Here is a 26974-nt window from a genome sequence, read left to right as displayed (position 1 = left end):
ACTCTATCAGATCCTTTTCCCGATCCGATTTCCTCGGTGCTTTCCGGTTCCCGCTCTCGCGTTTCCCTTCCGGCGTTTCCGACTCTATCAGATCCTTTCAGCGTCTGATTCCCAGTCAGCGGGGGTTGTCTTCCCGGCCGTTGGGCCGTTCCGACGAGTGAGACTTTAGCGGATTCCCGCCCTCCGAAGCCAATCGGGGGGCCGCGCCCTTTCGAACGTGGATTCCTCATTTCGCAAATACGCACACCAAAGAACACGACACCAGGTCGAGTGTTGGTTGGTACTTGCGGAATGGCTGTCCGGGGACCGACCGGGGTCGGCGCTCACGCTGGACAACTCGGAGAACACTACGTACCGGCCCCGGGGGTGTCAACTCCTCCCCCAGGGGCCACCCCGGAGGCGTACGCTGGCCCGCATGACGACGCGTACGTACACCCAGCAGTGGTGGGCCGCCTGACGGCGGCCAGTACTCACGTACGCAGCAACGGCCGCCGCCTCGGCGGCCGTTCTCGTTTCCTCTCCGAGATCGCGGGGGCCGACCGGGTCGGCGGCCCGGACCAGGAGGAGTGGAGATGACGAGGGTCTTCAGCGGGATCAAGCCGACCGGGCACCTGACGCTGGGGAACTACCTGGGGGCCATGCGGCGGTGGGCCGAGGTCGACCAGCACCGGTCCGACGCGGTGTTCTGCGTCGTGGACCTGCACGCCCTGACCGTGGACCACGATCCCGCGCGCGTGCGCAGGCTCAGCCGGCAGGCGGCGACGCTGCTGCTCGCGACGGGGCTGGACCCGCGGCTGTGCACTCTCTTCGTACAGAGCCATGTCGACGAGCACGCGCGGCTGTCGTACGTGCTGGAGTGCGTCGCGACCGACGGCGAGATGCGGCGGATGATCCAGTACAAGGAGAAGGCGCGGCGGGAGCAGGCGCGGGGCGGGAGTGTGCGGCTTTCGCTGCTGACGTATCCGGTGCTGATGGCGGCGGACATCCTGGCGTACGGGACGGACGAGGTGCCGGTCGGGGACGACCAGGCGCAGCACGTGGAGCTGGCGCGGGATCTGGCGGTGCGGTTCAACCAGCGGTACGGCCATACGTTCGTCGTACCGAAGGCGACGCATCCGGGGGTCGCGGCGCGGGTCATGAACCTTCAGGATCCGCTGGCGAAGATGGGGAAGTCCGACGATTCCGGGCCGGGGATCGTCTATCTCCTCGACGAGCCGGACACGATCCGCAAGAAGGTGCTGCGAGCCGTCACGGACAGCGGGCGGGAGGTCGTGTACGACCGGGCGGCGAGTCCCGGCGTCGCGAATCTGCTGGAGATCCTCGCGGCGTGCACGGGCGGGAACCCTGAGGATCTGTCAGGCGTTCACAAGTCGTACGGAGCGCTCAAAGCGGACACCGCCGAGGCTGTGATCGAGACTTTGCGGCCCGTGCAGGCCAGACACAAGGAGTTGTGCGCGGAACCAGGGCATGTGGAAGGGGTGTTGCGGGAGGGAGCGGAGAGGGCGAGGGCCATGGCGCGGCCGACGGTGGACGCCGCCTACCGGGCGATCGGGCTGCTCGAACCGGGTCGGGCAGCCGGGCCGATCACGACCGGCGTTCCTGCGGAGCGCTAGTCCTTCTTGCCGGAGGCGAGCTCGCGGCTGCGGTCGCGGGCCGCTTCGAGGGCGGCGATGAGGGCGGCGCGTACGCCGTGGTTCTCCAGTTCGCGGATGGCGCTGATGGTGGTACCGGCCGGGGAGGTGACGTTCTCGCGGAGTTTGACGGGGTGTTCGCCGCTGTCGCGGAGCATCACGGCGGCGCCGATGGCCGACTGGACGATGAGGTCGTGGGCCTTGTCGCGCGGGAGGCCGAGCAGGATGCCGGCGTCGGTCATGGCTTCGACCAGGTAGAAGAAGTACGCCGGTCCGGAGCCGGAGAGGGCGGTGCAGGCGTCCTGCTGGGACTCGGGGACGCGCAGGGTCTTGCCGACGGCGCCGAAGATCTCCTCGGTGTGCGCGAGGTGGTCGTCGGTGGCGTGGGTGCCGGCGGAGATGACGGACATGGCCTCGTCGACGAGGGCGGGCGTGTTCGTCATGACACGGACGACGGGGGTGCCCGGTGAGAGGCGCTCCTCGAAGAAGGAGGTGGGGATACCGGCGGCGCCGCTGATGACGAGGCGGTCGGCGGGGACGTGCGGGGCGAGTTCGTCGAGCAGCGTGCCCATGTCCTGCGGTTTGACGGTGAGGATCAGGGTGTCGGCGGTCTTGGCGGCTTCCGCGTTGGTGACCGGGGTGACGCCGTAGCGGGCGCGGAGTTCTTCGGCGCGCTCGGGGCGGCGGGCGGTGACCAGGAGGTCGGCCGGGGCCCAGCCGCCTCGGATCATCCCGCTGAGCAGGGCTTCGCCGATCTTTCCGGTGCCGAGGACTGCGACTTTCTGGCTCATGCCGCCATCCTCGCACCGGGCGGAGGGGCCGGGGAGCGTTGTCCGGCTGGCGGAACGCGGTGGTTCACCGGGTGCGGCGGCGCAGGGTCGCGGCGCCGAGGCCGAGGACGAGGAGAGCGCAGCCGGCGACGACGAGGACGTCGCGGACGAAAGCGGCCGTCAGGTCGGTGTGGCGGAGGATCTCGTTCATGCCGTCGACGGCGTAGGACATGGGCAGGACGTCGGAGATCGCTTCGAGGGCGGGGTGCATCGCGTCCCTCGGGGTGAAGAGGCCGCAGAGGAGGAGCTGGGGGAAGATCACCGCCGGCATGAACTGGACGGCCTGGAACTCGGAGGCCGCGAAGGCGGAGACGAAGAGGCCGAGCGCGGTGCCGAGGAGGGCGTCCAGGAGGGCGACGAGCAGCAGGAGCCAGGGGCTGCCGGTGACGTCGAGGCCGAGGAGCCAGACGGCGAGGCCGGTGGCGAGCGCGGACTGGACGATGGCCAGCGCGCCGAACGCGAGGGCGTATCCGGCGATCAGGTCGGCTTTGCCGAGGGGCATCGCGAGGAGGCGTTCGAGGGTGCCGGAGGTGCGTTCGCGGAGGGTGGCGATGGAGGTGACCAGGAACATCGTGATCAGCGGGAAGATCCCGAGGAGGGAGGCGCCGATGTCGTCGAAGGTGCGGGGGCTGCCGTCGAAGACGTAGCGCAGCAGGAGCAGCATCAGGCAGGGGATGAGCAGGAGCAGGGCGATCGTGCGCGGGTCGTGGCGGAGCTGGCGCAGGACGCGGGCGGCGGTGGCGGTGGTGCGGGCGGCGTTCAGGACGCGGGCGGGCGCCGGTGGCGTACCGGTCGTCGTGCTCGTCGGGGTCGGCGGGGTCGGCGGGGTCGTCATCGTGGGGTGCCTTTCGCGTGGGTCGCCTCGTCGACCAGGTGGAGGAAGGCGGCTTCGACGGTGTCGGTGGCGGTGCGGGTGCGCAGGGCGTCGGGGGTGTCGTCGGCGAGGAGGTGGCCGGCGCGCATGAGGAGGAGGCGGTGGCAGCGTTCGGCCTCGTCCATGACGTGCGAGGAGATGATCAGGGTGGTGCCGTGGGCTGCGGCGATGTCGTGGAAGAGGGTCCACAGGTCGCGGCGCAGGACGGGGTCGAGGCCGACGGTGGGTTCGTCGAGGACGAGGAGTTCGGGGGTGCCGAGGAGGGCGACGGCGAGGGAGACGCGGCTGCGCTGGCCGCCGGAGAGGTTCCCGGCGAGGGAGTTCGCGTGGGAGGTGAGGTCGACGTCGGCCAGGACGCGGTCGACGTCCGCGCGGCGGGCGGCGTGCGGGGCGATCGGGGTGAGGATCGCCGCGAAGTAGTCGAGGTTCTGCCGGATCGTCAGGTCGTCGTAGACGGACGGGGCCTGGGTGACGTATCCGATGCGGCTGCGCAGCGCGGGGTGTCCTGCGGGGCGGCCGAGGACGTCCAGGGTGCCGGTGACCTTGGCCTGGGTGCCGACGATCGCCCGCATGAGGGTCGTCTTGCCGCAGCCGGAGGGGCCGAGGAGGCCGGTGATCTGGCCGCGCGGGACGGTGAAGCCGAGGGCGTGGAGGACTTCGCGGGGGCCTCGGGTGACGGTGAGGGAGGCGGCGTGGACGGCGGGGGTGCCGGTGGTGTCGGGCGGCGCTCCGGGGATGCCGGAGCTTTTATTCATCATGCGATGAATACTGCTCTCGGCGCGGTGGCCCGTCAAGCACGCGCGCGCCCTCTCCGCGCCGCATCACCCCCGCGCGCCACCCGGGAGCCGGTGCGCGATCGACTCGCCCTGCCGACAATGGAATTCATGCGCGGCGCGGCGGGGTTCCGGGCCGCGCGTGGCGTTCGTACGAAGCTGCCGTGCCCCTCCCCCGGGCGTGGCGCCCACGCGTCTCCCGCTGCCGACCGGAGGTGCTGTCGAGATGCGCCGTGGCGTACGCAAGGCCGATCTGTCCGCTTCACTCGTCGTGTTCCTCGTCGCGCTGCCCCTGTGTGTGGGCGTCGCGATGGCCTCGGGGGTGCCGCCCGAGCTGGGGCTGGTCACCGGCATCGTGGGCGGCCTCGTCGTGGGGGCGCTGCCCGGGAGCGGTCTCCGGGTCAGCGGGCCGGCCGCCGGGCTGACCGTGCTCGTGTACGAGGCCGTCCACACGTACGGGCCGCATGTGCTCGGCGTCCTCGTGTTCGCCGCCGGGCTGCTTCAGCTGGGGCTCGGGGCGCTGCGGCTGGGGCGGTGGTTCTGGGCCGTGTCCGTCGCCGTCGTGCACGGGATGCTCGCCGGGATCGGGCTCGTCCTGGTCGCCGGGCAGGTGTACGCGCTGGGCGACGCGGACGCGCCGCCGGACGGGCTCGGCAAGCTCGCGGGGCTGGTGGAGCTGCCCGGGAAGGCCGATCCCGTGGCGTTGTCAGTGGGGGGTGCCACCATGGTCGTACTGCTGCTGTGGGGGCGGTGGCGGCGGGGTTCCCGGCTCGTTCCCGCGCCGCTCGTGGCGGTCGCGCTCGCGGCGGCGGTGACCGGTGGCTTCGGCCTGGAGGTGCGGCGGGTCGAGGTGCGGGGGCTGTGGGAGGCCGTCCGGGTGCCGGGTCTGGCCGACGTGGGGCGGCTCGCGGAGGTCGGGGTGATCGGGACCGTCGTCGCGTTCGCGCTGATCGCGTCGGCGCAGTCACTGTTCGGCGAGGCGGCCGTGGACGGGCTGCACGACGGAAGGAGGACCGACTACGACAAGGAGCTGATCGCGCAGGGCGCGGGGAACGCGGTGTGCGGGCTGCTGGGGGCGCTGCCGATGACCGCCGCGATCGTCCGGAGCCCGGCTGGGGGCACCCCCTCCGGGGGAGTCCGGGCGGGGGCGCGGACCAAGGCGTCCCGGGTGCTGCACGGCGCCTGGCTGCTGCTCTTCGCCGCCGCCGTACCGGGCGTGCTCGGCCTGATACCCGTCGCCGCCCTCGCGGCACTCCTCGTGCACGCCGGGTGGGCGCTCCTTCCCGTACGGCAGGTCCGGGCGCTGTGGCGTACGGATCGCGGAGAGGTCCTCGTCCTCACCGCGACCGCCGTCGCCATCGTCCTCGGGAACCCCTTCGAGGGCGTCCTCGTCGGGCTGGCGCTCGCCGTCGCCAAGACGGCCTGGGAGATCAGCCATGTACAGGTCGAGTTCGAGGACCGGGGGGACGGCGTGCTGGTGGTCCGCGTCGTCGGCCACGCGACGTTCCTGCGCCTGCCGAAGCTGCTCGACGCGCTGGAGGGGTTGCCGGGGGACCGGCAGGTGCGGCTGGAGCTGGGCGGGCTGCGGCACGTGGACCACGCGTGCGCGGCGGCGCTGGAGGGGTGGGCCGAGGGGCGGCGGGAACCGGTCTCCGGGCGGGCGGGGGCGGGGGTCGCCGGGTGAGGGGATCGGTACGTCGCCGGGGGGCGGGTTCTTGGTGAGGGCGCTCGCGTTCCGGTGAGCGGTGGCGATCGGTGCCGGTGGCGGTCGGTGTCGGCTGCGGTCGGTGTCGGCTGCGGCTGTGATGCGGCGGCGTCACGGGGGTGGTTCGGCAACGCCGCTGAGGGTCCCCCTGCTCGCAAAGCTTGGGGGCGCGTGCAGGCGGCGGGCGCCCGGCGCGGGGGGGGTGGCCTCAGGCCTGACGCCCGGGCGGGCGGCGAGGGCGTCTCGCGGGGCGGCTGGGAGGTCCGGGGCAGCGGCGCGGGTCGGCGGTGCTGCCCCGGCGGGTGTCAGGTGGTCGTGCGCCGGGCCAGGAGCAGGGCCACGTCGTACGTCTCCTCCACGATGCCGTCGGGGAACTCGGCCAGGAGGTGGGCTCGTTCGGCGGTGAGGAAGGACGCCGTACGCTCCCGCGTGTCGACCAGGAACATCGAGTGGCTGCCGATGTTCGCGAGGTGGGTGTCCAGGGGGACCCGGCGGCTCCAGCGGACGGTTCGGCGGGCGAAGGCGAGGGTGCCGGTCGGGTCGGCGAGGTCCGTACGCGACGCGCGGTCCTTCTGCCCCTCGACGTCGACACCGAAGTGCCGCTCCAGACGCCGCGCCTGCGCCGCCTGCCACTCGACGTCGAACGGCGTCGTGTTCCACCACAGCGCCAGCGCGCCGCCCGGCCGCAGCACCCGCAGCGCCTCCGGGACCGCGCGGTGCGGATCCGTCCAGTGCCAGGACTGCGCGTACGTGAGGAAGTCCAGGCAGCCGTCGCGGAAAGGGAGGCTGTTCCCGTTGCCCCGCACGAGCGGTACGCCCGGCAGCGCCCGCCGGAACTCCGCCGCCATCCCGTCGCCGGGCTCCACACCGACGACGTTCGCGCCCCTCTCGTACAGCACCCGCGCCGAGATCCCGGTCCCCGCCCCGACGTCCCCCACGATCGTCCCCACGAACCGGCGCCCCGCCAGCTCCTCGATCTCGTCCAGCAACTCCGCGGGGTAGGAGGGGCGGTTGGCCGCGTACTGCGCCGCCGCGCTGTCGAAGGAACGGGCCCGGGCGGGGTTGTGCGGGGAAGCGGTCATGGGGCCATGGTGGCTGGAGGGGCGGGGCGCGGGGAACCGGGTTTTGGTGTGAAAGGGGCGCGTTCGCCGGTGGGGGGCGCGAAGTGGTGGCCTGGCGCCCGGAGTCCGCGTTGTACGGCGCGTGCGCGCGAGGGGGCGGAAGGGGCTGGGAACCTCATGCCGGCGCCCTCGGGCGTACGGCGCGTGCGCGCGAGGCGGCGGGGCTCGGCGCCGTCCGAGCCGGTGCCGTCCCGCCGTTCACGCCCCGCGCGTCGCCTTCCTCAGCCCTTCCTGCGCCTCTTCGCCGGGTTCCCCGTCCTGCGTACCGCTCGGCGTTCGTGGCGTTCGCGGGCGGCCTCGTACTCCTCGCGGTGGAGGTGTTCGCCGGGGGCCTCGTGGAAGGCGCGGAACGTGTACGCGACGAGGGAACCGAGGAAGCCGATGGTCAGGAGGCCGCGGAGGGAGGACACGCGGGCGGGGTCGGGGCGCTTGCGGAAGCCGTCCCAGGTGTGCCCGAAGGCGAGAGCGCTGCACCCCGCGAACATGACCACGAGCAGGACGGTCACGAAGCGGCCGATGTCGGCGATAGCGAGGCCCTCGTAGGCGAACCGAAGGACGAAGCAGGCGGCGACGGTGACGACGAGGGAGCCCGCGGCGACGGCGATCCGGCGTGCCGTGTAGCCGTCGTCGTGGTTCACCCACGTCGTGCCGAAGAAGCGCAGGGGTTCGGGACGGGGCCCCGCGCCCCCGTCCGGGAGGTCCCCCGTGTCCGGGCTGCCGTTTTCGTCGCTCACGGGACGATTATGGCGCCGGGCGGGGGCGGGCTCCCGGGCGGGGCCCCGGCTCCCCCGGTCCGCTCAGAAGTTGCAGCGAGGGGCGATGTACCCGTCGCTCCCGGTCTTCACGTACGAGTCCGAGACGAACTCCCCGTTGCCGATGTTGTCCCAGATGTTGGTGGTCCCGTAGTAGCCGGTCACCGTCGTCCCCGGGATCTGGCAGTTGACCGGCACGCGCGTGTTGAGCGGCAGGACCTTGACGATGGAGTAGTTGGTGCCCGGACCGTTGCGGACGTTGAGCTGGGTGTTCGGCGCGACCGGGTAGTACACCTGCGCCAGACCGGCCTGCTCGTCGGTCTCCACCGCCCCTGCGGTCTCGTCGACAGACATGAAGAACTCTCCCCCCGTAAAACATCCCCGTGAAGTCCCATGACGACCATGGGACCCCGTTGATACCCGCGGATCGGCGGGTGAAACATACGTACGGGATTCGTACATCCCAGCCGACGGCCCGCCTCTGTCCCGTACGTGTCATCGACTAGGCTCCAGGCGCCGAGACAGCACGGGGGTGGTTCCATGGCGCCACGGAGGGACAGCGGAGCGGGCGCGGAAGCGGAACTTCCCGAGTACGCCGGCCACTACCTCCTGGAGTCACGTCTTGGCTCGGGCGGCATGGGTGTCGTGCACCTCGCGCGCAGTACGTCGGGACTGAAGCTCGCGGTGAAGGTCGTGCACGGCGAGTTCGCCAAGGACCCCGAGTTCAGGAGCCGTTTCCGGCAGGAGGTCGCCGCCGCGCGGCGGGTCAGCGGCGCGTTCACTGCGCCGGTCGTGGACGCCGACCCGGACGCGGAACGGCCGTGGATGGCGACGCTGTTCATCCCCGGTCCGACGCTGGCCGAGGAGGTCAAGCGGAACGGCCCGATGCCCCCGCCGAAGCTGCGCAGGCTGATGGCGGGGCTGGCGGAGGCGCTGCGGGACATCCACCGCGTGGGCGTGGTGCACCGCGATCTCAAGCCGAGCAACGTGCTGCTGGCCGAGGACGGCCCGAAAGTGATCGACTTCGGGATCTCGCGCCCGAAGGACAGCGAACTGCGCACCGAAACGGGCAAGTTGATCGGAACGCCGCCCTTCATGGCGCCGGAGCAGTTCCGGCGCCCGCGCGAGGTGGGCCCGGCGGCGGACATCTTCGCGCTGGGCTCGGTGCTGGTGCACGCGGCGACGGGACGCGGCCCGTTCGACTCGGACAGCCCGTACATCGTGGCGTACCAGGTGGTGCACGACGAGCCGGAGCTCGCGGGGGTGCCGGAGAACCTCGCGCCCCTGGTGCTGCGGTGCCTCGCGAAGGAGCCCGAGGACCGGCCCACGCCGGACGAGCTGATGCGCGAGCTGCGGTCGGTGGCGGCGTCGTACGACACGCAGACGTTCGTCCCAAGCGGGCGGGTGCCGGAGGCCGGGCCTCAGACGGCCGGGACACCCACGCCGGCCGGCGCGCCCGAGCCGGTCCCGGTGGAGGCGGCGACGTCCCGCAAGGGGCGCAGGCGCGGGAAGGTGATCCTCGCCGGTGCCGCCGTCGCCGTCCTCGCGGGCGGCGGTTTCGTCGGCCTGCGCGTCGTGGACGGCACGAGTACCGCCGCTCCGCGCACAACACCCTCCAGAACGGCAGCATTCGCCCCCTGGGCGACGAAACCGGCACCGGACGACTCCGGGTCCCTCCCGCGCTGCACGTACGCCTCAGGGCGGCTCCTGTGCGCTCAGCGGGGCCTGGTGTCGGCGCTCGACGCGAACGACGGCCGTGTGCTGTGGCGGCACGCGCTGGCCGCCGACGACACCCCGGGCCGCGCGCCGGTCGTCGAGAGCGGCCTCGTCCAGGTCGTCACCCGCTCGGGCAGCCGTGCCCTCGCCCTGGACCCGGCGACCGGCGCGGCACGCTGGCAGCGGGACGTCTCCGGGTACTCCGGCGTCTGCCACGCGGGCGGCGCGCTGCTGCTGACCGCCCCCGGCGGCACGGTGACGGCCGTCGACGGCGCGACCGGCAAGGACCTGTGGACCAGGCGCATCGAAGGCCAGCGCCTGCCGGTGTTCGCGTCGTTCCGCGGCGACCGGCTCGCGTACGCGGCGAACGTCTCCTCCGACGGCACGCGCACGCGGGTCACCGCGCTCGACCCGACGACGGGCACCGTCCGCTGGGAGGCCAAGCTGACCGGCGCGCTCACCCCGGTGGGGCGCGCGGGCGAGGACCTCGTCCTCCTCAAGGGCGGCGCCGACTACGGCGAGACCGGCGCGGTGGTCCGCTACTCCCCGGCGACGGGCAAGTCCCTGAAGGTGCCGCTGGACGTCGCCCTCACGCAGGCGCGCGCGACGGTGGCCGGCGAGAAGGTCTACCTCCTGGGCTACGACGGCTCCCTGGCCGCCGTGGACCTCGGCGCGGGCGCGCAGGTGTGGTCGCTCCAGACGTCCGTGAGCCGTGGCTCCGACCTCGCGGCGGACGGCGCGCGCGTGTACTTCAGCGGCGCCGACGGCCGTCTGCTGATCGTCGACGCGCGCGCGGGACGCCTCCTCGGCACGACGACCCTGCGCACCGGCAGCCGTCCCGACGAGGTCGCCGCCGCCCTGCCGGCGCCCCAGGCCGTCGACGGGCGCGTGTACGCGGGCGCGCCGGACGGGACGGTGTTCGCGGTGACCGAGGACGACACGCCGGGACAGTAACCGGGGCTCCCTATAGGGGCTGCTCTTTACGACGGACTGGGGCCCCCTTCGCGCAGAAGGGGGCCCCAGTCCGTCGTAGCGGGAGCGGTCAGCCCAGCTTGGACACGTCGCGGACGGCGCCCTTGTCGGCGCTGGTGGCCATCGCCGCGTACGCGCGCAGGGCGGCGGAGACCTTGCGTTCGCGGTTCTTCGGGGCGTAGACGCCGTTCAGGGCGGCCTTGCGGCGGGCCAGTTCGGCGTCGTCCACCAGGAGTTCGATCGAGCGGCCCGGGATGTCGATGCGGATGCGGTCGCCGTCCTCGACGAGGGCGATCGTGCCGCCGCCGGCCGCCTCGGGGGAGGCGTGGCCGATGGACAGGCCCGAGGTGCCGCCGGAGAAGCGGCCGTCCGTCACCAGGGCGCACGCCTTGCCGAGGCCGCGGCCCTTGAGGTACGAGGTCGGGTAGAGCATCTCCTGCATGCCGGGGCCGCCCTTGGGGCCCTCGTAGCGGATGACGACGACGTCGCCCTCCTTAATCTCCTTGAGGAGGATCTTCTGGACGGCCTCCTCCTGCGACTCGCAGACGACCGCGGGGCCCTCGAAGGTCCAGATGGACTCGTCGACGCCCGCGGTCTTCACCACGGCCCCGTCGACGGCCAGGTTGCCCTTCAGGACGGCCAGGCCGCCGTCCTTGGAGTACGCGTGCTCGGCGGAGCGGATGCAGCCGCCCTCGGCGTCCTCGTCGAGCGTCTCCCAGCGCTCCGACTGGGAGAACGCCTCGGCGGAGCGCACGCACCCGGGCGCGGCGTGCCACAGCTCGACGGCCTGGGGGGAGGGCGAGCCGCCCCGGACGTCCCAGGTCTTCAGCCAGTCGGCCAGGGAGGGGCTGTGGACGGAGTGCACGTCCTCGTTCAGCAGACCCGCGCGGTGCAGCTCGCCCAGTAGCGCCGGGATGCCTCCCGCGCGGTGCACGTCCTCCATGTAGTACGTGCGGTTCTTGGCGACGTTCGGGGCGACCTTCGCGAGGCACGGCACGCGCCGGGAGACCGCGTCGATCTGCTCCAGGCCGAAGGGGACCTCCGCCTCCTGGGCGGCGGCCAGCAGGTGCAGGATCGTGTTCGTCGACCCGCCCATGGCGATGTCGAGCGCCATCGCGTTCTCGAACGCCGCGAAGGAGGCGACGGAACGGGGCAGTACCGACGCGTCGTCCTGCTCGTAGTACCTGCGGGTGATGTCCATGACCGTCCGCGCGGCGTCCACGTACAGCTGCTTGCGCGCGGTGTGCGTGGCCAGCACGGAGCCGTTGCCCGGCAGGGAGAGGCCGATCGCCTCGGTCAGGCAGTTCATCGAGTTGGCGGTGAACATGCCGGAACACGAGCCGCAGGTGGGGCAGGCGTTCTCCTCGATGCGGGCGATGTCCTCGTCGGAGATCTTGTCGTTCACCGCGTCGGAGATCGCGTCGACCAGGTCGAGCGTGCGGACCGAGCCGTCGACCAGGGTCGCTCGGCCGGACTCCATCGGGCCGCCGGAGACGAACACCGTCGGGATGTTCAGCCTGAGGGCCGCGTTCAGCATGCCCGGGGTGATCTTGTCGCAGTTGGAGATGCACACCAGCGCGTCCGCGCAGTGCGCCTCGACCATGTACTCGACGCTGTCCGCGATCAGGTCGCGCGAGGGCAGGCTGTAGAGCATCCCGCCGTGACCCATCGCGATGCCGTCGTCCACGGCGATCGTGTTGAACTCGCGCGGGATACCACCCGCCTCGACGATCGCCTCGCTGACGATCCGGCCGACCGGCTGAAGGTGCGTGTGCCCCGGCACGAACTCCGTGAAGCTGTTCGCCACCGCGATGATCGGCTTCCGGCCGATGTCCGCGCCGGGTACACCGGACGCCCGCATCAGCGCGCGTGCGCCTGCCATGTTGCGGCCGTGGGTGACTGTGCGGGACCTCAGCTCGGGCATCGTCGCTCGCTCCTTCAGACAGGTAGGGCTGTCGTCGAGCGTACGCCGGTCATCCAGAGGGCGGGACGGGGTGTCCGGAATGCGGGATGTGCGTCTCGTGGAGGTTCTGGGCACGTCGGGAGGGGCTTGCCGGGGGGCACGCCTGGAGGGGCTTGCGGGGGGCTTACCTGGAGGGGCTTGCCGAAGGCTTGTCAGGTGCGCCTCACGGCGCGGTCAGGTGGCCCTGGACGACGGGTGCCACGCGCGCGATGAGCTGTTCCACGTCCGCCGAGGCGAGCGGCTCGACCTTGATGACGTACCGGAGCATCGCGCAGCCGACGAGCTGGGCGGCGGCGAGTTCCGCGCGGAGTTCCGCGTCGGGGAGGTCCACGCGCGCGGCCACGCGGCGCAGGAGCTGGGAGGCGATCAGGCGGCGGAAGACGGCGGCGGCGGTCTCGTTGGTGACCGCCGAACGCAGGATCGCGAGCAGCGGCGTACGCGTCGTCGGGTTCTCCCAGACGCCGAACACGAACCGGGCGAACCGCTCGCCGGTCTCTTCGAGCGGGCCGTCGACGAGGACGTCCGGCGCGTTCAGCGCGGGCGCGACGGCGTCCTCGACCGCCGCCGCGAACATCTGCTCCTTGGTGCCGAAGTAGTGGTGCACGAGGGCCGAGTCGACGCCGGCGGTCTTCGCGATGCCGCGTACGGACGTCTTCTCGTACCCCCGTTCGGAGAACTCCTCCCGGGCGACAGCGAGGATCTTCTCCCGCGTCTCACCGCTCGCGGCTTCGGTGAGGCGGGGGCGGCCTCGGCGGCGAGGAGGGGTGGGGGCGGCTTCGGAGGGTGCGGAGGGGACGGCGGATGCCCCGGAGGCCGCCGGGGCTTCTGGGGCGTTCTGAGGGGCCTGGGAGGCCGCCGGGGGGCTGGGAGGTGCCGCAGGGGCTGACGGGGCGCCTGAGGGGGGTTGAGGGGCCTTGACGGGGGCGTTGGCGAGGGTGGCGGGGGGTGCCGTCCGGCCCTCCTCGGCGGCCCGGTCCTGCCTGGCGGCTCCGTCCGTCTCAGCGGCCTGTTCTCCCCGGCCTGCCCGTTCTCGCCGCTCAGCCGGTTCCGCCGGCTGTCCCGCGGGCGTCGGGGCCGGCGTGCCGTCGGTCATCCGCGCGGAACCTTCAGCGCCGAGGCGAGGTGGAGGCGGGTGAAGGCCAGGGCCTCCGCCAGGTCGGCCTCGCGCTCCGCGGCGGACATCGCGCGGCGCGTGTTGACCTCGATGACGACGTGGCCGTCGAACCCCGTGAGGGCGAGGCGCTCCAGGAGTTCCGCGCAGGGCTGGGTGCCGCGGCCCGGGACGAGGTGCTCGTCCTTGTTGGAGCCGAGGCCGTCGGCGAGGTGGACGTGCCCGAGGCGGTCGCCCATCCGGTCGACCATGTCCATCGCCTCGGTACGGGACGTCGCCGCGTGGCTGAGGTCGATCGTGAAGTGCCGGTAGTCGTCCTTGGTGACGTCCCAGTCGGGCGCGTACGCGAGCATCTCGCGGTCCCGGTAGCGCCAGGGGTACATGTTCTCGACGGCGAACCGGACGTCCGTCTCGTCGGCCATCCGCCAGATCCCCTGCACGAAGTCCCGCGCGTACTGGCGCTGCCAGCGGAACGGCGGGTGCACGACGACCGTGCTCGCCCCGAGCCTCTCGGCCGCCGCGCGTGCGCGCTGGAGCTTGGTCCAGGGGTCGGTCGACCAGACCCGCTGCGTGATCAGCAGACAGGGCGCGTGGACGGCGAGGATCGGCATCCGGTGGTAGTCACTGAGCCGCCTGAGCGCCTCGACGTCCTGGCTCACGGGGTCGTTCCACACCATCACCTCGACCCCGTCGTACCCGAGGCGCGCGGCGATCTCGAAGGCCGTCGCCGTCGACTCCGGATACACCGAGGCCGTGGACAGAGCGACCTTCGCATCCGGGATGCGCACCACTGGTTCTGCCACGAGGGACAGCGTACGGGGCCACGCCGGGCCCCGAACCCGGGTCCTCGGGCTCCCTCCACGAGCCCCTGCCCGGCCACACGCACACCCGCGAAGGCCGGCCCCACCCCCCCGGACACCCTCCGAACAGGGACAGAGGCCTCCGCCGCACGAACCCGCGCACGCACAGGACGGCCCCTTCGCCCGGGGACGCCGCCCGAAGCAAGGGTGGCGCACTTCACGCACCGCACGCACTGCACACGCCTCGCACCCCGGCTCCGCGCCTCGCACCACGCTCACGCGCTCCGCACCACGTTCCCGCGCAGGCGCGCGCCGGGGTTATGGAGCGGCCTCGATGCGCGCGTGCGCGGGCAGGCCCGACGAGTACATCGCGTCGCGGCCCCCAGCTCCCTCGGCGCGCGTGCGCGCGGGCAGCCCCAACGCGGCCCGTTCGTCGAGAACCACCCCGCGCGCACGCGCTGGCAAGCACCGAGACACCGCCCAGGCGCAGCGCGCCCGCCCGCCCCCGCGTCCGCGCACGCCGGGTAACGACAGCCACCCCGCAGCCACCCCGCGCGGACCCCGCAGCACGCCCCCGCGCGCTCACACCGCCGGCATATGGTCCAGCCGCCGCAGGATGACCCCTTCGCGCAGGGCCCAGGGGCAGATCTCCAGGGTCTCGACGCCGAAGAGGTCCATGACGCCCTCGGCGACGAGCGCGCCCGCGAGGAGCTGGCCGGCGCGGCCCTCGGAGACGCCGGGGAGTTCGGCGCGCTGGGCGACGGTCATGCCGGCGAGCCGGGGCACCCACGCTTCGAGGGACTCGCGCTTGAGCTCGCGCTGGACGTACAGGCCGTCGGTGGAGCGGGCGGCGCCGGCGATGCGGGCGAGCTGCTTGAACGTCTTGGACGTCGCGACGACGTGGTCGGGGGCGCCGAAGCGGCTGAACTCACCTACCGTACGGGCGATCTGCGCGCGCGCATGGCGCCGTAGGGCCCTTATGTGCTCCGCTCCCGGCGGATCGCCCGGCAGCCAGCCGGCGGTGAGGCGGCCTGCGCCGAGCGGCAGGGAGACGGCCGCGTCGGGCTCCTCGTCGATGCCGTAGGCGATCTCCAGGGAGCCGCCGCCGATGTCGAGGACGAGGAGCTTGCCGGCGGACCAGCCGAACCAGCGGCGGGCCGCGAGGAAGGTCAGCCGGGCCTCCTCCGCGCCGCTCAGGACCTGGAGTTCGACGCCGGTCTCGTCGTGCACGCGCGCGAGGACGTCGTCCGCGTTGCTGGCCTCGCGCACGGCGGACGTGGCGAACGGCAGGAGGTCCTCGACGCCCTTGTCCTCGGCGGCCTGGAGCGCGTCCTGGACGACGCCGACGAGCCTGTCGACGCCTTCGGGGCCGATCGCCCCGTCCGCGTCGAGGAGTTGGGCGAGGCGCAGCTCCGCCTTGTGCGAGTGCGCGGGCAGCGGGCGCGCGCCCGGGTGTGCGTCCACCACCAGCAGATGCACCGTGTTCGATCCCACGTCGAGGACACCGAGTCTCATGTAAAGAACGCTACTGCCAGTGGGTCCGTCCTCCGTCCCTCCGTCTGTGCCGTGAGACGGCCGCGGCGACTTACCCTGGTCCCGTGCCAAAGACGAAAAAGGCGAAGAACGAGAACCGGGAAAAGCCGGAGAAGTCACCCAAGGGCGACAAGGCGGGCGAACTGTCCGGGAGTTCTTCGCAGGCGAAGTCATCGAAGGAACAGGCTCTGGAGGGCGACGAGAAGGGGCTCGACTTCGCGCGCGCGTGGGTCGAGTTCCCGGATCCCGCGGACGACGAACAGGTCTTCCGCTGCGACCTGACCTGGCTGACCTCCCGCTGGACCTGCATCTTCGGCAGCGGCTGCCAGGGCATCCAGGCGGGCCGCGCGGACGACGGCTGCTGCACGCTGGGCGCCCACTTCTCCGACGCCGAGGACGAGAAGCGCGTCGCCGGCTTCGTGGCGCGGCTCACACCCGAGATCTGGCAGCACCACGCGGAGGGGCAGCGCGGCGGCTGGGTCTCCAAGGACGACGAGGGCTCCCGCCAGACGCGCCCCTACAACGGCTCCTGCATCTTCCAGAACCGTCCCGGCTTCGCGGGCGGCGCGGGGTGCTCGCTGCACATCCTGGCGCTCCAGGAGGGCCGTGAGCCCCTGGAGACCAAGCCGGACGTCTGCTGGCAGCTGCCCGTGCGCCGGACCTACGACTGGATCGACCGCCCCGACGACACGCGGATCCTCCAGGTCTCCATCGGCGAGTACGACCGCCGCGGCTGGGGTCCCGGCGGCCACGACCTCCACTGGTGGTGCACCTCGGCGACATCCGCGCACGGCGCGGGAGACCCCGTCTACATCACCTACCGCCCCGAACTCACGGAGCTGATGGGCAAGGCCGGCTACGACCGCCTCGTCGAACTCTGCGAGGCCCGCCTGGCCTCCCACCTCCCCCTGGTGGCCCCCCACCCCGCAGACCCCACTCCCTGACCACCCGCCCACCGGTCCCCCTCTCCCCCGCGCGCGTACAGCCGAACGCCTCCATCCGAATTCCCGCACCACAACACCCCACACCCAAGCCCAGCCCACCTTTACGTCAAACCGGGCGCAGGGGGGGGGCGGACACGCGCGCGGGGGCGGATGCCGGAGGCATGACGCGTACAGGGCGAGGGGCCCGCGCGCGGGAAGGGCTGCGATTTCACCCGCGGCACCATTGCAGGGCGTTCAGCACCCGCGCGCGGGAGGAGCGACGGCCGTCGGTCCGGTAGCCGAAGGCACAGCGGTGTCGGCGTCCGCGCGCGGGAAGGCCGGTGCGATCCGGCGGCGTGCGCTCTCGGCCTCCGCGCGCGGGAAGGCCGGCACCCCCGCGATCCCCGCCGCCCCTCGTCGGTGCACTCGCGCGCGGACGCCTGCCCGCACAAACGCCTCGGCATCCCCGCGCAGCCGCCGGTGCGCTCGCGCGGCAGCACCCTTCGAGCAGGTGTCCACGCCCGCAGCCGCCCACCCACCGAACCGCCCTCCCCCTGGACGCCCCCCACCCGCCCTACGAGGCCGCCGGAGTCGGCTCCCCGCCCCCCTCCGACGGTGACGGGCTCCCCGGGTCGGCGGACGACTCGCTCGGGGACGGTTCGGGAGAGTTCGTCGGTGGGGTGCTCGGCGTGGCCGAGGGGGACGGTGAGGCGGTCGGGGTCGGGGACGGGTCGGACGACGGGGGCGGGGTGCCGGGGTTGCCGGGGACGGGCCCGTACCCGGTGATCGAGACGATCGCGCCCGCCGGAGCGATCGCCACGCGCGCGTGCCAGGCCCCGGAGGGCTCGCGGAGGGGGTCGACGTAGATCTTGACGGTGATGGACTCACCGGGATCGAGCGTCCCGGAGGACTTGCTGAGGTACAGCCACGCGGAACCGGTCGTGGCGGACCACCGGACCGGCCCCCCGTCGCGCGCGGCGGTCAGCGTGACAAGGGTCGTGTCGCCGCTCCCGGCGGCGGTGACGGTGAGCCGCGCGGCCCCCTTCGTGCCCGCGCCGGCGACGCTGATGACCTCGACGGACACGTCGGGCCGCCCTCCGTCCGCGCGGTCGGCACCGGACCGCGCGCCCGTGTTGCCCGCGTTCTGGTAGTCGCCGCCCGCCTCACCGCCGAGCGCGCCGGGCCGCTGCGCCTCGCTCGCGCGCGGGACGCTGCCTTCGGCGCCCTCCCCGAGGGGCTCACCGCGATAGGCGGCCCACAGGGCGAGCACGGGCGCGGCGACGACGGTGGCGACGACGGTCGTCGTCACCGCACGCGCGCGCAGCCGGTCGCGCCGGGCGGCGCGGTCCTTGGGGTCCATGGGGAACCCGCGCCGGTCGTACCGGGGCGCGGCGGCACCTCGCGCGCGCGGGACGTGCGTCATCGCGATGTACAGCGCCGCGCGGGGCGCCTCCAGGACCGGCAGTTCGGCGGGCGTCACGGCCGCGCCGGGCCAGCGTCCGGGGACGGCGCGCTCGGCGGCCCGCCGGCAGACCGGGCAGTCGTCGACGTGCCGGACGAGTTCGCGCCGCAGGGCCGCGCTGAGCACCAGGTGGTGGCCGTCGGCGAGGCGGGCGACGCCGGGGCAGCCGCCGGTCTCGACGACGGCGAGCGCCGCGCGCGTGCGCTCGACCTCGCAGGCGGCGGAGGAGAGCAGTTCGCGCGTGGCGGCGGGCTCCTTGCCGAGGACGGCGGCGACCTCGGGCGCGCTGAGCCGGTGCCGTACGGCGAGTTCGAGCGCCTCGCGCTGCTCCGGGCTGGTGCCGGCGGCCTCGGGCCAGGCGAGCAGGGCGAGTTCGCGGCGCCGCTGCTCCCGGACGGCGTCGCCGGCGTCGTCGGGCGCGGGCGCCTCGGTCCGTTCCCCGGAGGCATGACGTTTCTGCTTGGCCTGCGTCAGCCGCCGCAGGCACGACCAGCGCGCGAGCGCGTACAGCCAGGCCCGCAGCTCGCCGCCCTCGTCGGGCATCCGGTGCCCGCGCCGCTCGGCGAAGGCGAGCGCGTCCCCGAGGGTGGCGACGGCCGCGTCGTGGTCGCACAGGACGGCCAGGCAGTACGTGAACAGGCCGTCGAGGTAGGGCTCGTAGCGCGCGGGCGGGCGCTCGGCCAGCGTGCGCGCCGCCTCACGGTCACGCGCCTCCCGTCGCTCCCGGTGCGCGCCGGTCGTACGGGGCGAGGTCTCCGGACTCGTGCTCATCACCCGTGCGACCGTAGGCGCCTCGCGACGCCCCGATCCCGAACCTTGAGCCCTTTTAATCCATACGGGTGAAACGATCCCTCAATAGGGGACACCGGGCGCTCTCCCGTGGCCGATTCCCGGAGCGACCCGACCGGTTCGCGCCCTCGGTTGTCCACAGGCCGGCCGCGCTGTCGGTGCCGGACGTTACGGTTCCTCCCATGGCTGCCCGTACGAAGACCACCAAGGACCGTCCCTCCTACCGCTGCACGGAGTGCGGCTGGCAGACGGCCAAGTGGCTCGGCCGGTGCCCGGAGTGCCAGGCGTGGGGGACGGTCGAGGAGTACGGCGCCCCGGCGGTGCGCACGACGGCGCCGGGCCGGGTGACGTCCTCCGCGCTGCCGATCGGCCAGGTGGACGGCAGGCAGGCGACGGCGCGCACGACGGGCGTGCCGGAGCTGGACCGCGTGCTGGGCGGCGGTCTGGTCCCCGGCGCGGTGGTGCTCCTGGCGGGCGAGCCGGGCGTGGGCAAGTCGACGCTGCTGCTGGACGTGGCGGCGAAGGCGGCGAGCGACGAGCACCGCACGCTGTACGTGACGGGCGAGGAGTCGGCGAGCCAGGTGCGCCTGCGCGCGGACCGCATCGGCGCGCTGGCCGACGACCTGTACCTGGCGGCGGAGACGGACCTGTCGATGGTCCTGGGCCACCTGGACGCGGTGAAGCCGTCGCTGCTGATCCTGGACTCGGTGCAGACGGTCGCCTCCCCGGAGATCGACGGCGCCCCGGGCGGCATGGCGCAGGTGCGCGAGGTGGCGGGCGCCCTGATCCGCGCCTCGAAGGAGCGCGGCATGTCGACGCTCCTGGTGGGCCATGTCACGAAGGACGGCGCGATTGCGGGCCCGCGCCTGCTGGAGCACCTGGTGGACGTGGTCCTGCACTTCGAGGGCGACCGGCACGCGCGCCTGCGCCTGGTGCGGGGCGTCAAGAACCGCTACGGCGCGACGGACGAGGTCGGCTGCTTCGAGCTGCACGACGAGGGGATCACGGGCCTCGCGGACCCGAGCGGGCTGTTTTTGACCCGCCGCGCCGAGCCGGTGCCGGGCACGTGCCTGACGGTCACGCTGGAGGGCCGCCGCCCGCTGGTCGCGGAGGTGCAGGCGCTGACCGTGGACACGCAGATCCCCACCCCGCGCCGGACGACGTCGGGCCTGGAGACGTCGCGGGTGTCGATGATGCTGGCCGTCCTGGAGCAGCGCGGCCGGATCAGCGCGCTGGGCAAGCGGGACATCTACTCGGCGACGGTGGGCGGCGTCCGCCTGTCGGAGCCGGCGGCGGATCTGGCGATCGCCCTCGCGCTGGCGTCGGCGGCGAGCGACACCCCGCTGCCGAAGAACCTGGTGGCGATCGGCGAGGTGGGCCTGGCGGGCGAGGTGCGGCGGGTGACCGGCGTGCAGCGCAGGCTCGCGGAGGCGCACCGCCTGGGCTTCACGCACGCGCTGGTGCCGGGCGACCCGGGGAAGGTCCCGGCCGGGATGAAGGTCCTGGAAGTCGCCGACATAGGGGACGCCCTGCGCGTGCTCCCGCGCTCGCGTCGCCGACAGGCCCCCCAGAGCGAGGAGGACCGCCGGTAGACTTTGCCCTGGTCTCGCCCGTCCGTACGAACCGTGTGCGCAGGCGGGAGCCCCCCAGAACCTGTGACCGGAGGAGTGCAGTGGCAGCCAACGACCGGGCGGCGGCTCCCGGAAAGTCCGGTGGGAGTGCCGGTTCCGATGGTCTGATGCGCGCCTCGCTGAGCGCGGTCGCTCCGGGCACGGCCCTGCGGGACGGCCTGGAGCGCGTCCTGCGCGGCAACACGGGCGGCCTGATCGTGCTGGGCTCCGACCGGACGGTCGAGGCGATGTGCACCGGCGGGTTCGTGCTGGACGTCGAGTTCTCGGCGACCCGGCTGCGCGAGCTGTGCAAGCTGGACGGCGGGATCGTCGTCTCCTCGGACCTGTCGAAGATCCTGCGCGCGGGCGTGCAGCTGGTCCCGGACCCGACGATCCCCACCGAGGAGACGGGCACCCGGCACCGCACCGCCGACCGCGTCTCCAAGCAGGTCGGTTTCCCGGTCGTGTCGGTCTCCCAGTCGATGCGCCTGATCGCCCTGTACGTGGACGGCCAGCGGCGCGTCCTGGAGGACTCGGCGGCGATCCTGTCGCGCGCGAACCAGGCGCTGGCGACCCTGGAGCGCTACAAGCTGCGCCTGGACGAGGTCGCGGGGACGCTGTCGGCGCTGGAGATCGAGGACCTGGTGACGGTCCGGGACGTCTCGGCGGTCGCCCAGCGCCTGGAGATGGTGCGCCGGATCGCGACGGAGATCGCCGAGTACGTCGTCGAACTGGGCACGGACGGCCGTCTGCTGGCCCTCCAGCTCGACGAGCTGATCGCGGGCGTGGAGCCGGAGCGCGAGCTGGTCGTGCGGGACTACGTCCCGGAGCCGACCGCGAAACGTTCCCGTACGGTCGACGAGGCGCTGTCCGAGCTGGACGCGCTGACCCACGCGGAGCTGCTCGAACTGTCCACCGTCGCCCGCGCGCTGGGCTACACGGCCTCCCCGGAGGCGCTCGACTCGGCGGTCTCCCCGCGCGGTTTCCGGCTGCTGGCGAAGGTGCCCCGGCTGCCGGGCGCGATCATCGACCGGCTGGTGGAGCACTTCGGCGGCCTCCAGAAGCTGCTGGCGGCGAGCGTGGACGACCTCCAGGCCGTCGACGGCGTGGGCGAGGCCCGCGCGCGCAGCGTCCGCGAGGGGCTGTCCCGGCTGGCGGAGTCGTCGATCCTGGAGCGCTACGTCTGACGGCGCGCGAGGGGCTCGGGGAGCCCCTCACCGGCGTCGAGGCGCGGGCGCCGCGAAAGGTTAAGGGGCGGGCGCCCCGGAAAACGGCCCCTGTCCGGTCGTACGACGCGCTCGCGCGTGCGGCGGCGACGGGCCGTCAGTCCGCTTCCAGGACGAACGACGTCTGTGCCTTCGCGAATCCCGGGGCCTTCGCCTCGACGAGGTAGGTGCCGGCGCTCGCGACGCCCGCGGGCGGGGTGGCGCACTCGGGGGCGCTCGGCTTGCGGTCCCACTTCAGGGTGTACGTGAAGGTGGCGCCGGCGGGGACGCGGTACAGGGCGCTGCCGGTGGCTTTGGGGCAGTCGTCGGAGGCCCAGTACGTGTTGTCGCTGCCGGTCTGGGTGATCGTCAGGACGGTGTTCTTCGGGCCGAGGTCGACCTTGCAGTCGCTGCCGGAGCTGTTGCGCGCGGTGAGGCGGAACGTCGGCGTCTGGTCGGGCGAGTAGGTGTTGCTGACGCTGCTGAGGGTCCAGGTGACCACGCTGGCCGTGCAGTTGGGGAGCGTGGTGCCCGCCGGGAGGGCGGTTCCGGCGCTGCCGCTGCCGCTGCCGTTGGAGCCGTCGTCGCCCGAGCCGCCGGAGGCCGTGCCGCCGCCCGCGTCGCCGGAGCCGGTGTCGGATCCGGAGCCGCCGCCGTCCGAACCCCCGCCGGACGCCGACCCGTTGGAGTCACCGGGCGTCGACTCGTCGCGCCCGCCGGGGTGTTGGCTGATCGCCGGGCCCGAGGCGGAGGGCCCCGGGGTGATCGAGGAGGCGGGATTCTTGCCGTTGGACCCGTCGGCGCCGTTCTTCTTGCCGCCGCCGCCCGACAGGACGATCCAGGCGACCAGAAGCGTCAACAGGGCCAGCACGGACAGCAGTACGGCCCTCCGTCGCCAGTAGATGGTGGAGGGAAGCGGCCCGACCGGATTGCGCAGAGATCCCACGGCGCAAACTGTACGAGAGATCGCGGCGTTCGCCGTCCCCACCCGCCGCCTGAACCACAACTTTTCCGGATCATCATCCCGGTCGCGCCCGCCGCAACGCCCCCTGGCGCCCTACTCGTTCACAATCGCACCCCTTGCACCTTTGGCCATGGCGCAGAAACCGACGTCCCGCGCGCGTACGCGTGCGCCCCTCCCCCGGGTGACGGCACGCACGCGTGCACCCCTTCCCATGGCAGGATCGAAGAGCCATGACTGCGCCCACGAAGCCCCCGCACACCACCCCCTCCGACGCCGCCGACGGCCTGTCCCCCGGAGCCCGCGCGCGCGAGGAACAGCCGGTCGAGAGCGCCGGAGCCCACCTGCACGCCCCGGTCATCGACTGGTTCGACGAGCACGCACGCGACCTGCCCTGGCGGCGCCCCGAGGCGGGCGCGTGGGGCGTGATGGTCAGCGAGTTCATGCTCCAGCAGACGCCCGTCAGCCGTGTCCTGCCCGTCTACGAGCAGTGGCTGGCCCGCTGGCCGCGCCCCGCCGACCTGGCCGCCGAGGCCCCCGGCGAGGCCGTGCGCGCCTGGGGCCGGCTCGGCTACCCGCGCCGCGCCCTGCGCCTGCACGGCGCCGCGGTGGCCATAACGGAACGGCACGGCGGCGACGTCCCCTCCGACCACGCGCAGCTCCTCGCGCTGCCCGGCATCGGCGAGTACACGGCCGCCGCGGTCGCCTCCTTCGCGTACGGCCGCCGGCACGCCGTCCTGGACACCAACGTCCGCCGCGTCTTCGCGCGCGCGGTGACCGGCGTGCAGTACCCGCCGAACGCGACGACGGCCGCCGAGCGCAAGCTCGCGCGCGCGTTGCTGCCGGACGACGAGCCGACGGCCGCGCGCTGGGCCGCCGCCTCCATGGAGCTGGGCGCCCTGGTGTGCACCGCGCGCAACGAGACCTGCCACCGCTGCCCGATCGCCGCGAGCTGCGCCTGGCGCCTCGCGGGCAAGCCGGAGCACGAGGGCCCGCCGCGCAAGGGGCAGACGTACGCCGGGACGGACCGCCAGGTGCGCGGCAAGCTGCTCGCCGTCCTGCGCGAGGCGCACGCGCCCGTGCCGCAGTCCGCGCTCGACCGGGTGTGGCACGAACCGGTGCAGCGCGCGCGGGCGCTCGACGGCCTCGTCTCGGACGGCCTGGTGGAGCCGCTCGCGGGCGGCCTGTACCGGCTGCCGCGCGCCTGAACCCCTCGATCTGATTCACGGTCACCTCACAGCCGGAGGCCCCGCGTCACAGCGGATCCTCCGGCTGTGTCACAACCACCCCCCACCTCAAATCGCCACATAGGCGCACCAAAACCCCCACTTCTCGTATCCGATCCGGTGTTCGTTACACAACCGACGGACAGCCGCGCGCTCGCCGCAGGCTGCTCCGCACAGTGCCGTGACAACAGCTCCGTAGCTTCATTGCCATGCCCCGGCGAGACGCGGGGGCCACAGACCACAAGCGGGAAACCGGCACGGAAGTCGGCCGGAACGGGGATCGGAGGCGGTTGGACATGGCGCACGGCGAGGTGCTCGGTTTCGAGGAGTACGTCCGCACGCGACAGGACGCGCTGCTGCGCAGCGCCCGCCGCCTGGTCCCGGACCCCGTGGACGCCCAGGACCTCCTCCAGACGGCGCTGGCGCGCACGTACGGCCGCTGGGAGGGCATCGCGGACAAGCGCCTCGCGGACGCCTACCTGCGCCGGGTCATGATCAACACCCGTACGGAGTGGTGGCGGGCGCGCAAGCTGGAGGAGGTGCCCACCGAGCAGCTCCCGGACGCCTCGGTCGAGGACGCCACCGAACAGCACGCGGACCGCGCCCTGTTGATGGACGCGATGAAGGTGCTGGCGCCGAAGCAGCGCAGTGTCGTGGTGCTGCGACACTGGGAGCAGATGTCCACCGAAGAGACGGCCGCCGCCCTCGGGATGTCGGCCGGGACGGTCAAGAGCACGCTGCACCGGGCGCTCGCCCGGCTCCGCGAGGAGCTGGAGGCGCGGGATCTGGACGCACGCGCGCTGGAGCGTGAGGAGCGGGAGCGTTGCGCGGCGGCCTGACCGAGCCGGAACCACCGGCGGCCCACGGGACCGTCCAGGCGGCGATCACGGGCGTGTCCGTGCTCGCCGTCCTCGCGCTGTGCGCCTCCGCCTGCGGGACCGGTGGCACCGGCGCGCGCGACGAGGGCCCGGCCCACGCCGAGGCGGTCATCGGGGCGACGCCCTCACCGGGCGACTACTCCGACCCGAAGGACATCGACGCGGTCAGTCTCGTCAAGGACGACCCCGCGGTCTCCACCGAGGTCAAGCGCGAGCTGAAGCCGTGCGCCGCCGACCAGTACCCGGTCGACGTGGAGTACGGCAACCTGACCGGCGGCGCCGCGACCGACATCGTGGTCAACGTCCTCACCTGCGCGGACGCCGTCGGGGTCGGCTCGTACGTCTACCACGAGAAGGACGGCCGCTACCAGAACGTCTTCAAGGCCGAGGAGCCGCCCGTCTACGCCGAGATAGACCGCGGCTCCCTCGTCGTGACGAAGCAGGTGTACGCCAAGGACGACCCGATCTCCAACCCGTCCGGGGAGACCGTGATCACGTACGCGTGGAGCGCGGGCGAGTTCGCGAAGAGGTACAGCACGCACACGGACTACGGGAACACGGGTACGGAGGCCACGCCGGCGCCGGGTGGGGGTTGAGGCGGTGGCGCCGGGCCCGTCCGAAGGACCGCCCGATGGCCGATCGGCCGGGGCGCAACCGCCGACCGGCCATGCTTCCCGGACTTTCGGCGGCTTGACGGCGCGTCGCTGACCTGCGGAAATCAAGGTCGGCGAAAAAATCTCCGGTGGTGTGAACCGATCGGCGTGCCCGAAACGATGTACGAGTGAAAGCGCCGGTGAACGGGCCGGGCCGGCGGAGCGTCCCCTTGAGGGGAGGCCCCGCGCCCAGCACGGTTCGACCGACAAGAGACCCCCACGAGGACTGTGAGAGCACCCGGATGGCAGACCAGACACACGTGCTGTTCGTCGAGGACGACGACGTCATCCGCGAGGCCACCCAGCTCGCCCTGGAGCGGGACGGCTTCGCGGTCACCGCCATGCCCGACGGCCTGTCGGGCCTCGACGCGTTCCGGGCGAACCGCCCCGACATCGCTCTGCTGGACGTGATGGTGCCCGGTCTGGACGGCGTGAGCCTGTGCCGGCGCATCCGTGACGAGTCGACCGTGCCGGTGATCATGCTCTCCGCGCGCGCCGACTCCATCGACGTCGTCCTCGGCCTGGAGGCCGGCGCCGACGACTACGTGACCAAGCCCTTCGACGGCGCCGTCCTGGTCGCCCGCATCCGCGCGGTCCTGCGCCGCTTCGGCCACGCGGGCGGCGGCGACCGCGCCGAGTCGGACACCCCGGCCGCCGGCGGCGTGCTGACCTTCGGCGACCTGGAGATCGACACGGAAGGCATGGAGGTCAGGAAGGCCGGCGTCCCCGTCGCCCTCACCCCGACGGAGATGCGCCTGCTCCTGGAGTTCTCCTCCGCGCCGGGGACGGTCCTGTCGCGCGACAAGCTCCTGGAGCGCGTCTGGGACTACGGCTGGGGCGGGGACACCAGAGTCGTGGACGTCCACGTCCAGCGGCTGCGGACCAAGATCGGCCAGGACCGCATCGAGACGGTCCGCGGCTTCGGCTACAAGCTGAAGGCCTGAGCGGGGCAGGGGTGCGGGGATGATCCGGAAACAGGTGTCGGCGCTCTGGGAGCGCGCGGACATCCGTACGGGCCTTCGGTGGAAGCTGAGCGCGGCGATCGCCCTGGTGGGCGCGTTGATCGCGATCGTGCTGAGCCTGGTCGTGCACAACGCGGCGCGCGTGTCGATGCTGGACAACGCGCGCGACCTGGCCGACGAGCGGGTCCAGATCGCCCAGCGCAACTACGAGGTGTCGGGCCGCCCGAACTTCCCCGGCGTCAAGATCGACGACCGGGGGCTGCCCCCGGAGCTGCGCCACAAGGTCGAGGAGGGGCGGCGGGCGACGTTCGTCTCCGACCGCAGGAGCGGAGGGCCGGACATCTGGGCGGCCGTGCCGGTGAAGGACGGCAGGGTGCTCTCCCTGCACACCGGGTTCACCGACCGCAGCACCGACATCCTCAACGACCTCGACCAGGCCCTGATCATCGGCTCGATAGCGGTCGTCCTCGGCGGCAGCGCGCTCGGTGTGCTGATCGGCGGCCAGTTGTCGCGGCGGCTGCGCA

At 73.0% G+C, this 26974-nt stretch carries 21 protein-coding genes and 2 pseudogenes; 11 read left to right on the top strand and 12 right to left on the bottom strand.

All coding sequences use genetic code 11. The features are described 5' to 3' along the window. Positions 1-572: 572 nt before the first annotated feature. On the top strand, positions 573-1613 hold the full coding sequence (trpS, locus tag PV682_RS36815) for a tryptophan--tRNA ligase (protein WP_319736087.1): 1041 nt from the start codon (positions 573-575) through the stop codon (positions 1611-1613). On the opposite strand, the gene proC is transcribed toward trpS, so the two are convergent. The 3 genes from proC to PV682_RS36800 all read right to left on the bottom strand — a co-directional run bounded on the left by proC (position 1610) and on the right by PV682_RS36800 (position 4093). Continuing rightward, the gene (gene proC / locus PV682_RS36810; RefSeq protein WP_319736086.1) at positions 1610-2422 is read right to left on the bottom strand and encodes a pyrroline-5-carboxylate reductase; all 813 of its coding nucleotides are present in this window, start codon (positions 2420-2422) and stop codon (positions 1610-1612) included. The two genes, trpS and proC, sit on opposite strands and share 4 nt — an antisense overlap. Positions 2423-2486: 64 nt before the next feature. Further along, positions 2487-3296, bottom strand: a complete 810-nt coding sequence (locus PV682_RS36805) for an ABC transporter permease (RefSeq protein WP_319736085.1) — start codon at positions 3294-3296, stop codon at positions 2487-2489. Next, positions 3293-4093 (bottom strand): ABC transporter ATP-binding protein, encoded by an 801-nt coding sequence (locus tag PV682_RS36800; RefSeq protein WP_319736084.1) that lies wholly within the window; start codon positions 4091-4093, stop codon positions 3293-3295. The genes PV682_RS36805 and PV682_RS36800 overlap by 4 nt, the downstream gene beginning before the upstream one ends. A gap of 241 nt (positions 4094-4334) precedes the next feature. Here PV682_RS36800 and PV682_RS36795 point away from each other — a divergent pair, with 241 nt between their 5' ends. Further along, on the top strand, positions 4335-5792 hold the full coding sequence (locus PV682_RS36795; RefSeq protein WP_319736083.1) for a SulP family inorganic anion transporter: 1458 nt from the start codon (positions 4335-4337) through the stop codon (positions 5790-5792). 326 nt (positions 5793-6118) lie between these two features. Here PV682_RS36795 and PV682_RS36790 read toward each other — a convergent pair whose 3' ends face one another. The 3 genes from PV682_RS36790 to PV682_RS36780 all read right to left on the bottom strand — a co-directional run bounded on the left by PV682_RS36790 (position 6119) and on the right by PV682_RS36780 (position 8040). Then, positions 6119-6895: a class I SAM-dependent methyltransferase gene (locus tag PV682_RS36790; protein WP_319736082.1), complete on the bottom strand. Its 777-nt coding sequence runs from the start codon at positions 6893-6895 to the stop codon at positions 6119-6121. Positions 6896-7155: 260 nt separating this feature from the next. After that, complete coding sequence (locus PV682_RS36785; protein ID WP_319736081.1) at positions 7156-7668, bottom strand: EamA/RhaT family transporter; 513 nt, start codon at positions 7666-7668, stop codon at positions 7156-7158. Between the two features lie 63 nt (positions 7669-7731). Beyond that, on the bottom strand, positions 7732-8040 hold the full coding sequence (locus PV682_RS36780; protein ID WP_319736080.1) for an SH3 domain-containing protein: 309 nt from the start codon (positions 8038-8040) through the stop codon (positions 7732-7734). Positions 8041-8226: 186 nt separating this feature from the next. Between PV682_RS36780 and PV682_RS36775 the strand changes: the two genes are divergently transcribed. Beyond that, complete coding sequence (locus PV682_RS36775) at positions 8227-10356, top strand: serine/threonine-protein kinase (RefSeq protein ID WP_319736079.1); 2130 nt, start codon at positions 8227-8229, stop codon at positions 10354-10356. Positions 10357-10444: 88 nt separating this feature from the next. Here the strand turns inward: PV682_RS36775 and ilvD are convergent, their stop codons facing one another. The 4 genes and pseudogenes from ilvD to PV682_RS36755 all read right to left on the bottom strand — a co-directional run bounded on the left by ilvD (position 10445) and on the right by PV682_RS36755 (position 15763). Then, entirely contained in the window at positions 10445-12298 is a 1854-nt protein-coding gene (gene ilvD, locus PV682_RS36770; protein ID WP_319736078.1) for a dihydroxy-acid dehydratase, read from the bottom strand. A 202-nt stretch (positions 12299-12500) separates the two neighbouring features. After that, positions 12501-13094: pseudogene (locus tag PV682_RS36765) on the bottom strand (TetR/AcrR family transcriptional regulator); the annotation flags it as partial. A gap of 332 nt (positions 13095-13426) precedes the next feature. Beyond that, positions 13427-14251 carry a sugar phosphate isomerase/epimerase family protein gene (locus PV682_RS36760; protein ID WP_319736077.1) on the bottom strand — a complete coding sequence of 275 codons (825 nt, stop codon included), beginning with the start codon at positions 14249-14251 and terminating at the stop codon, positions 13427-13429. A gap of 579 nt (positions 14252-14830) precedes the next feature. Next, entirely contained in the window at positions 14831-15763 is a 933-nt protein-coding gene (locus tag PV682_RS36755; protein ID WP_109364986.1) for a Ppx/GppA phosphatase family protein, read from the bottom strand. 83 nt (positions 15764-15846) lie between these two features. On the opposite strand from PV682_RS36755, the gene PV682_RS36750 reads away from it, so the two are divergent. Beyond that, positions 15847-16725, top strand: a complete 879-nt coding sequence (locus PV682_RS36750; RefSeq protein WP_206301595.1) for a hypothetical protein — start codon at positions 15847-15849, stop codon at positions 16723-16725. A 553-nt stretch (positions 16726-17278) separates the two neighbouring features. On the opposite strand, the gene PV682_RS36745 is transcribed toward PV682_RS36750, so the two are convergent. Next, positions 17279-18937: a BACON domain-containing protein gene (locus tag PV682_RS36745; RefSeq protein ID WP_319736076.1), complete on the bottom strand. Its 1659-nt coding sequence runs from the start codon at positions 18935-18937 to the stop codon at positions 17279-17281. A gap of 200 nt (positions 18938-19137) precedes the next feature. On the opposite strand from PV682_RS36745, the gene radA reads away from it, so the two are divergent. Both radA and disA read left to right on the top strand, forming a co-directional pair. Next, a complete protein-coding gene (radA, locus tag PV682_RS36740; RefSeq protein WP_319736075.1) occupies positions 19138-20547 on the top strand; it encodes a DNA repair protein RadA in 1410 nt (469 codons plus the stop codon). A gap of 80 nt (positions 20548-20627) precedes the next feature. Next, complete coding sequence (gene disA, locus PV682_RS36735) at positions 20628-21752, top strand: DNA integrity scanning diadenylate cyclase DisA (protein WP_055724270.1); 1125 nt, start codon at positions 20628-20630, stop codon at positions 21750-21752. Positions 21753-21888: 136 nt separating this feature from the next. Here the strand turns inward: disA and PV682_RS36730 are convergent, their stop codons facing one another. Next, positions 21889-22716, bottom strand: coding sequence for a hypothetical protein (locus PV682_RS36730; RefSeq protein WP_319736074.1), 828 nt, complete (start codon positions 22714-22716; stop codon positions 21889-21891). 248 nt (positions 22717-22964) lie between these two features. Here PV682_RS36730 and PV682_RS36725 point away from each other — a divergent pair, with 248 nt between their 5' ends. The 5 genes and pseudogenes from PV682_RS36725 to PV682_RS36705 all read left to right on the top strand — a co-directional run. Further along, positions 22965-23939, top strand: a complete 975-nt coding sequence (locus PV682_RS36725; RefSeq protein WP_319736073.1) for an HhH-GPD family protein — start codon at positions 22965-22967, stop codon at positions 23937-23939. A gap of 314 nt (positions 23940-24253) precedes the next feature. Beyond that, a complete protein-coding gene (locus PV682_RS36720; protein WP_055724273.1) occupies positions 24254-24796 on the top strand; it encodes a SigE family RNA polymerase sigma factor in 543 nt (180 codons plus the stop codon). Next, positions 24781-25431 carry a hypothetical protein gene (locus tag PV682_RS36715; protein WP_319736072.1) on the top strand — a complete coding sequence of 217 codons (651 nt, stop codon included), beginning with the start codon at positions 24781-24783 and terminating at the stop codon, positions 25429-25431. The genes PV682_RS36720 and PV682_RS36715 overlap by 16 nt, the downstream gene beginning before the upstream one ends. Before the next feature lie 299 nt (positions 25432-25730). After that, a complete protein-coding gene (gene cseB, locus PV682_RS36710; protein ID WP_055724275.1) occupies positions 25731-26432 on the top strand; it encodes a two-component system response regulator CseB in 702 nt (233 codons plus the stop codon). Between the two features lie 19 nt (positions 26433-26451). Next, positions 26452-26974 (top strand): annotated as a pseudogene (locus PV682_RS36705) (two-component system sensor histidine kinase CseC); the annotation flags it as partial.

This window comes from Streptomyces niveiscabiei (assembly GCF_033794345.1).
GTDB classification, from domain to species: Bacteria; Actinomycetota; Actinomycetes; order Streptomycetales; family Streptomycetaceae; genus Streptomyces; species Streptomyces niveiscabiei.
Note: the sequence above shows the minus strand (reverse complement) of the source record. Positions and strands in the feature narration are given on the sequence as shown.

Bases quoted from the DNA above. Each gene is read 5' to 3' on its own strand.
- PV682_RS36800 (WP_319736084.1), bottom strand. From the start codon at position 4,093: ATGATGAATAAAAGCTCCGGCATCCCCGGAGCGCCGCCCGACACCACC.
- PV682_RS36745 (WP_319736076.1), bottom strand. From the start codon at position 18,937: ATGAGCACGAGTCCGGAGACCTCGCCCCGTACGACCGGCGCGCACCGG.
- PV682_RS36795 (WP_319736083.1), top strand. From the start codon at position 4,335: ATGCGCCGTGGCGTACGCAAGGCCGATCTGTCCGCTTCACTCGTCGTG.
- cseB (WP_055724275.1), top strand. From the start codon at position 25,731: ATGGCAGACCAGACACACGTGCTGTTCGTCGAGGACGACGACGTCATC.
- PV682_RS36805 (WP_319736085.1), bottom strand. From the start codon at position 3,296: ATGACGACCCCGCCGACCCCGCCGACCCCGACGAGCACGACGACCGGT.
- PV682_RS36725 (WP_319736073.1), top strand. From the start codon at position 22,965: ATGACTGCGCCCACGAAGCCCCCGCACACCACCCCCTCCGACGCCGCC.
- PV682_RS36720 (WP_055724273.1), top strand. From the start codon at position 24,254: ATGGCGCACGGCGAGGTGCTCGGTTTCGAGGAGTACGTCCGCACGCGA.
- proC (WP_319736086.1), bottom strand. From the start codon at position 2,422: ATGAGCCAGAAAGTCGCAGTCCTCGGCACCGGAAAGATCGGCGAAGCC.
- PV682_RS36775 (WP_319736079.1), top strand. From the start codon at position 8,227: ATGGCGCCACGGAGGGACAGCGGAGCGGGCGCGGAAGCGGAACTTCCC.
- PV682_RS36755 (WP_109364986.1), bottom strand. From the start codon at position 15,763: ATGAGACTCGGTGTCCTCGACGTGGGATCGAACACGGTGCATCTGCTG.
- ilvD (WP_319736078.1), bottom strand. From the start codon at position 12,298: ATGCCCGAGCTGAGGTCCCGCACAGTCACCCACGGCCGCAACATGGCA.
- trpS (WP_319736087.1), top strand. From the start codon at position 573: ATGACGAGGGTCTTCAGCGGGATCAAGCCGACCGGGCACCTGACGCTG.
- PV682_RS36780 (WP_319736080.1), bottom strand. From the start codon at position 8,040: ATGTCTGTCGACGAGACCGCAGGGGCGGTGGAGACCGACGAGCAGGCC.
- radA (WP_319736075.1), top strand. From the start codon at position 19,138: ATGGCTGCCCGTACGAAGACCACCAAGGACCGTCCCTCCTACCGCTGC.
- PV682_RS36790 (WP_319736082.1), bottom strand. From the start codon at position 6,895: ATGACCGCTTCCCCGCACAACCCCGCCCGGGCCCGTTCCTTCGACAGC.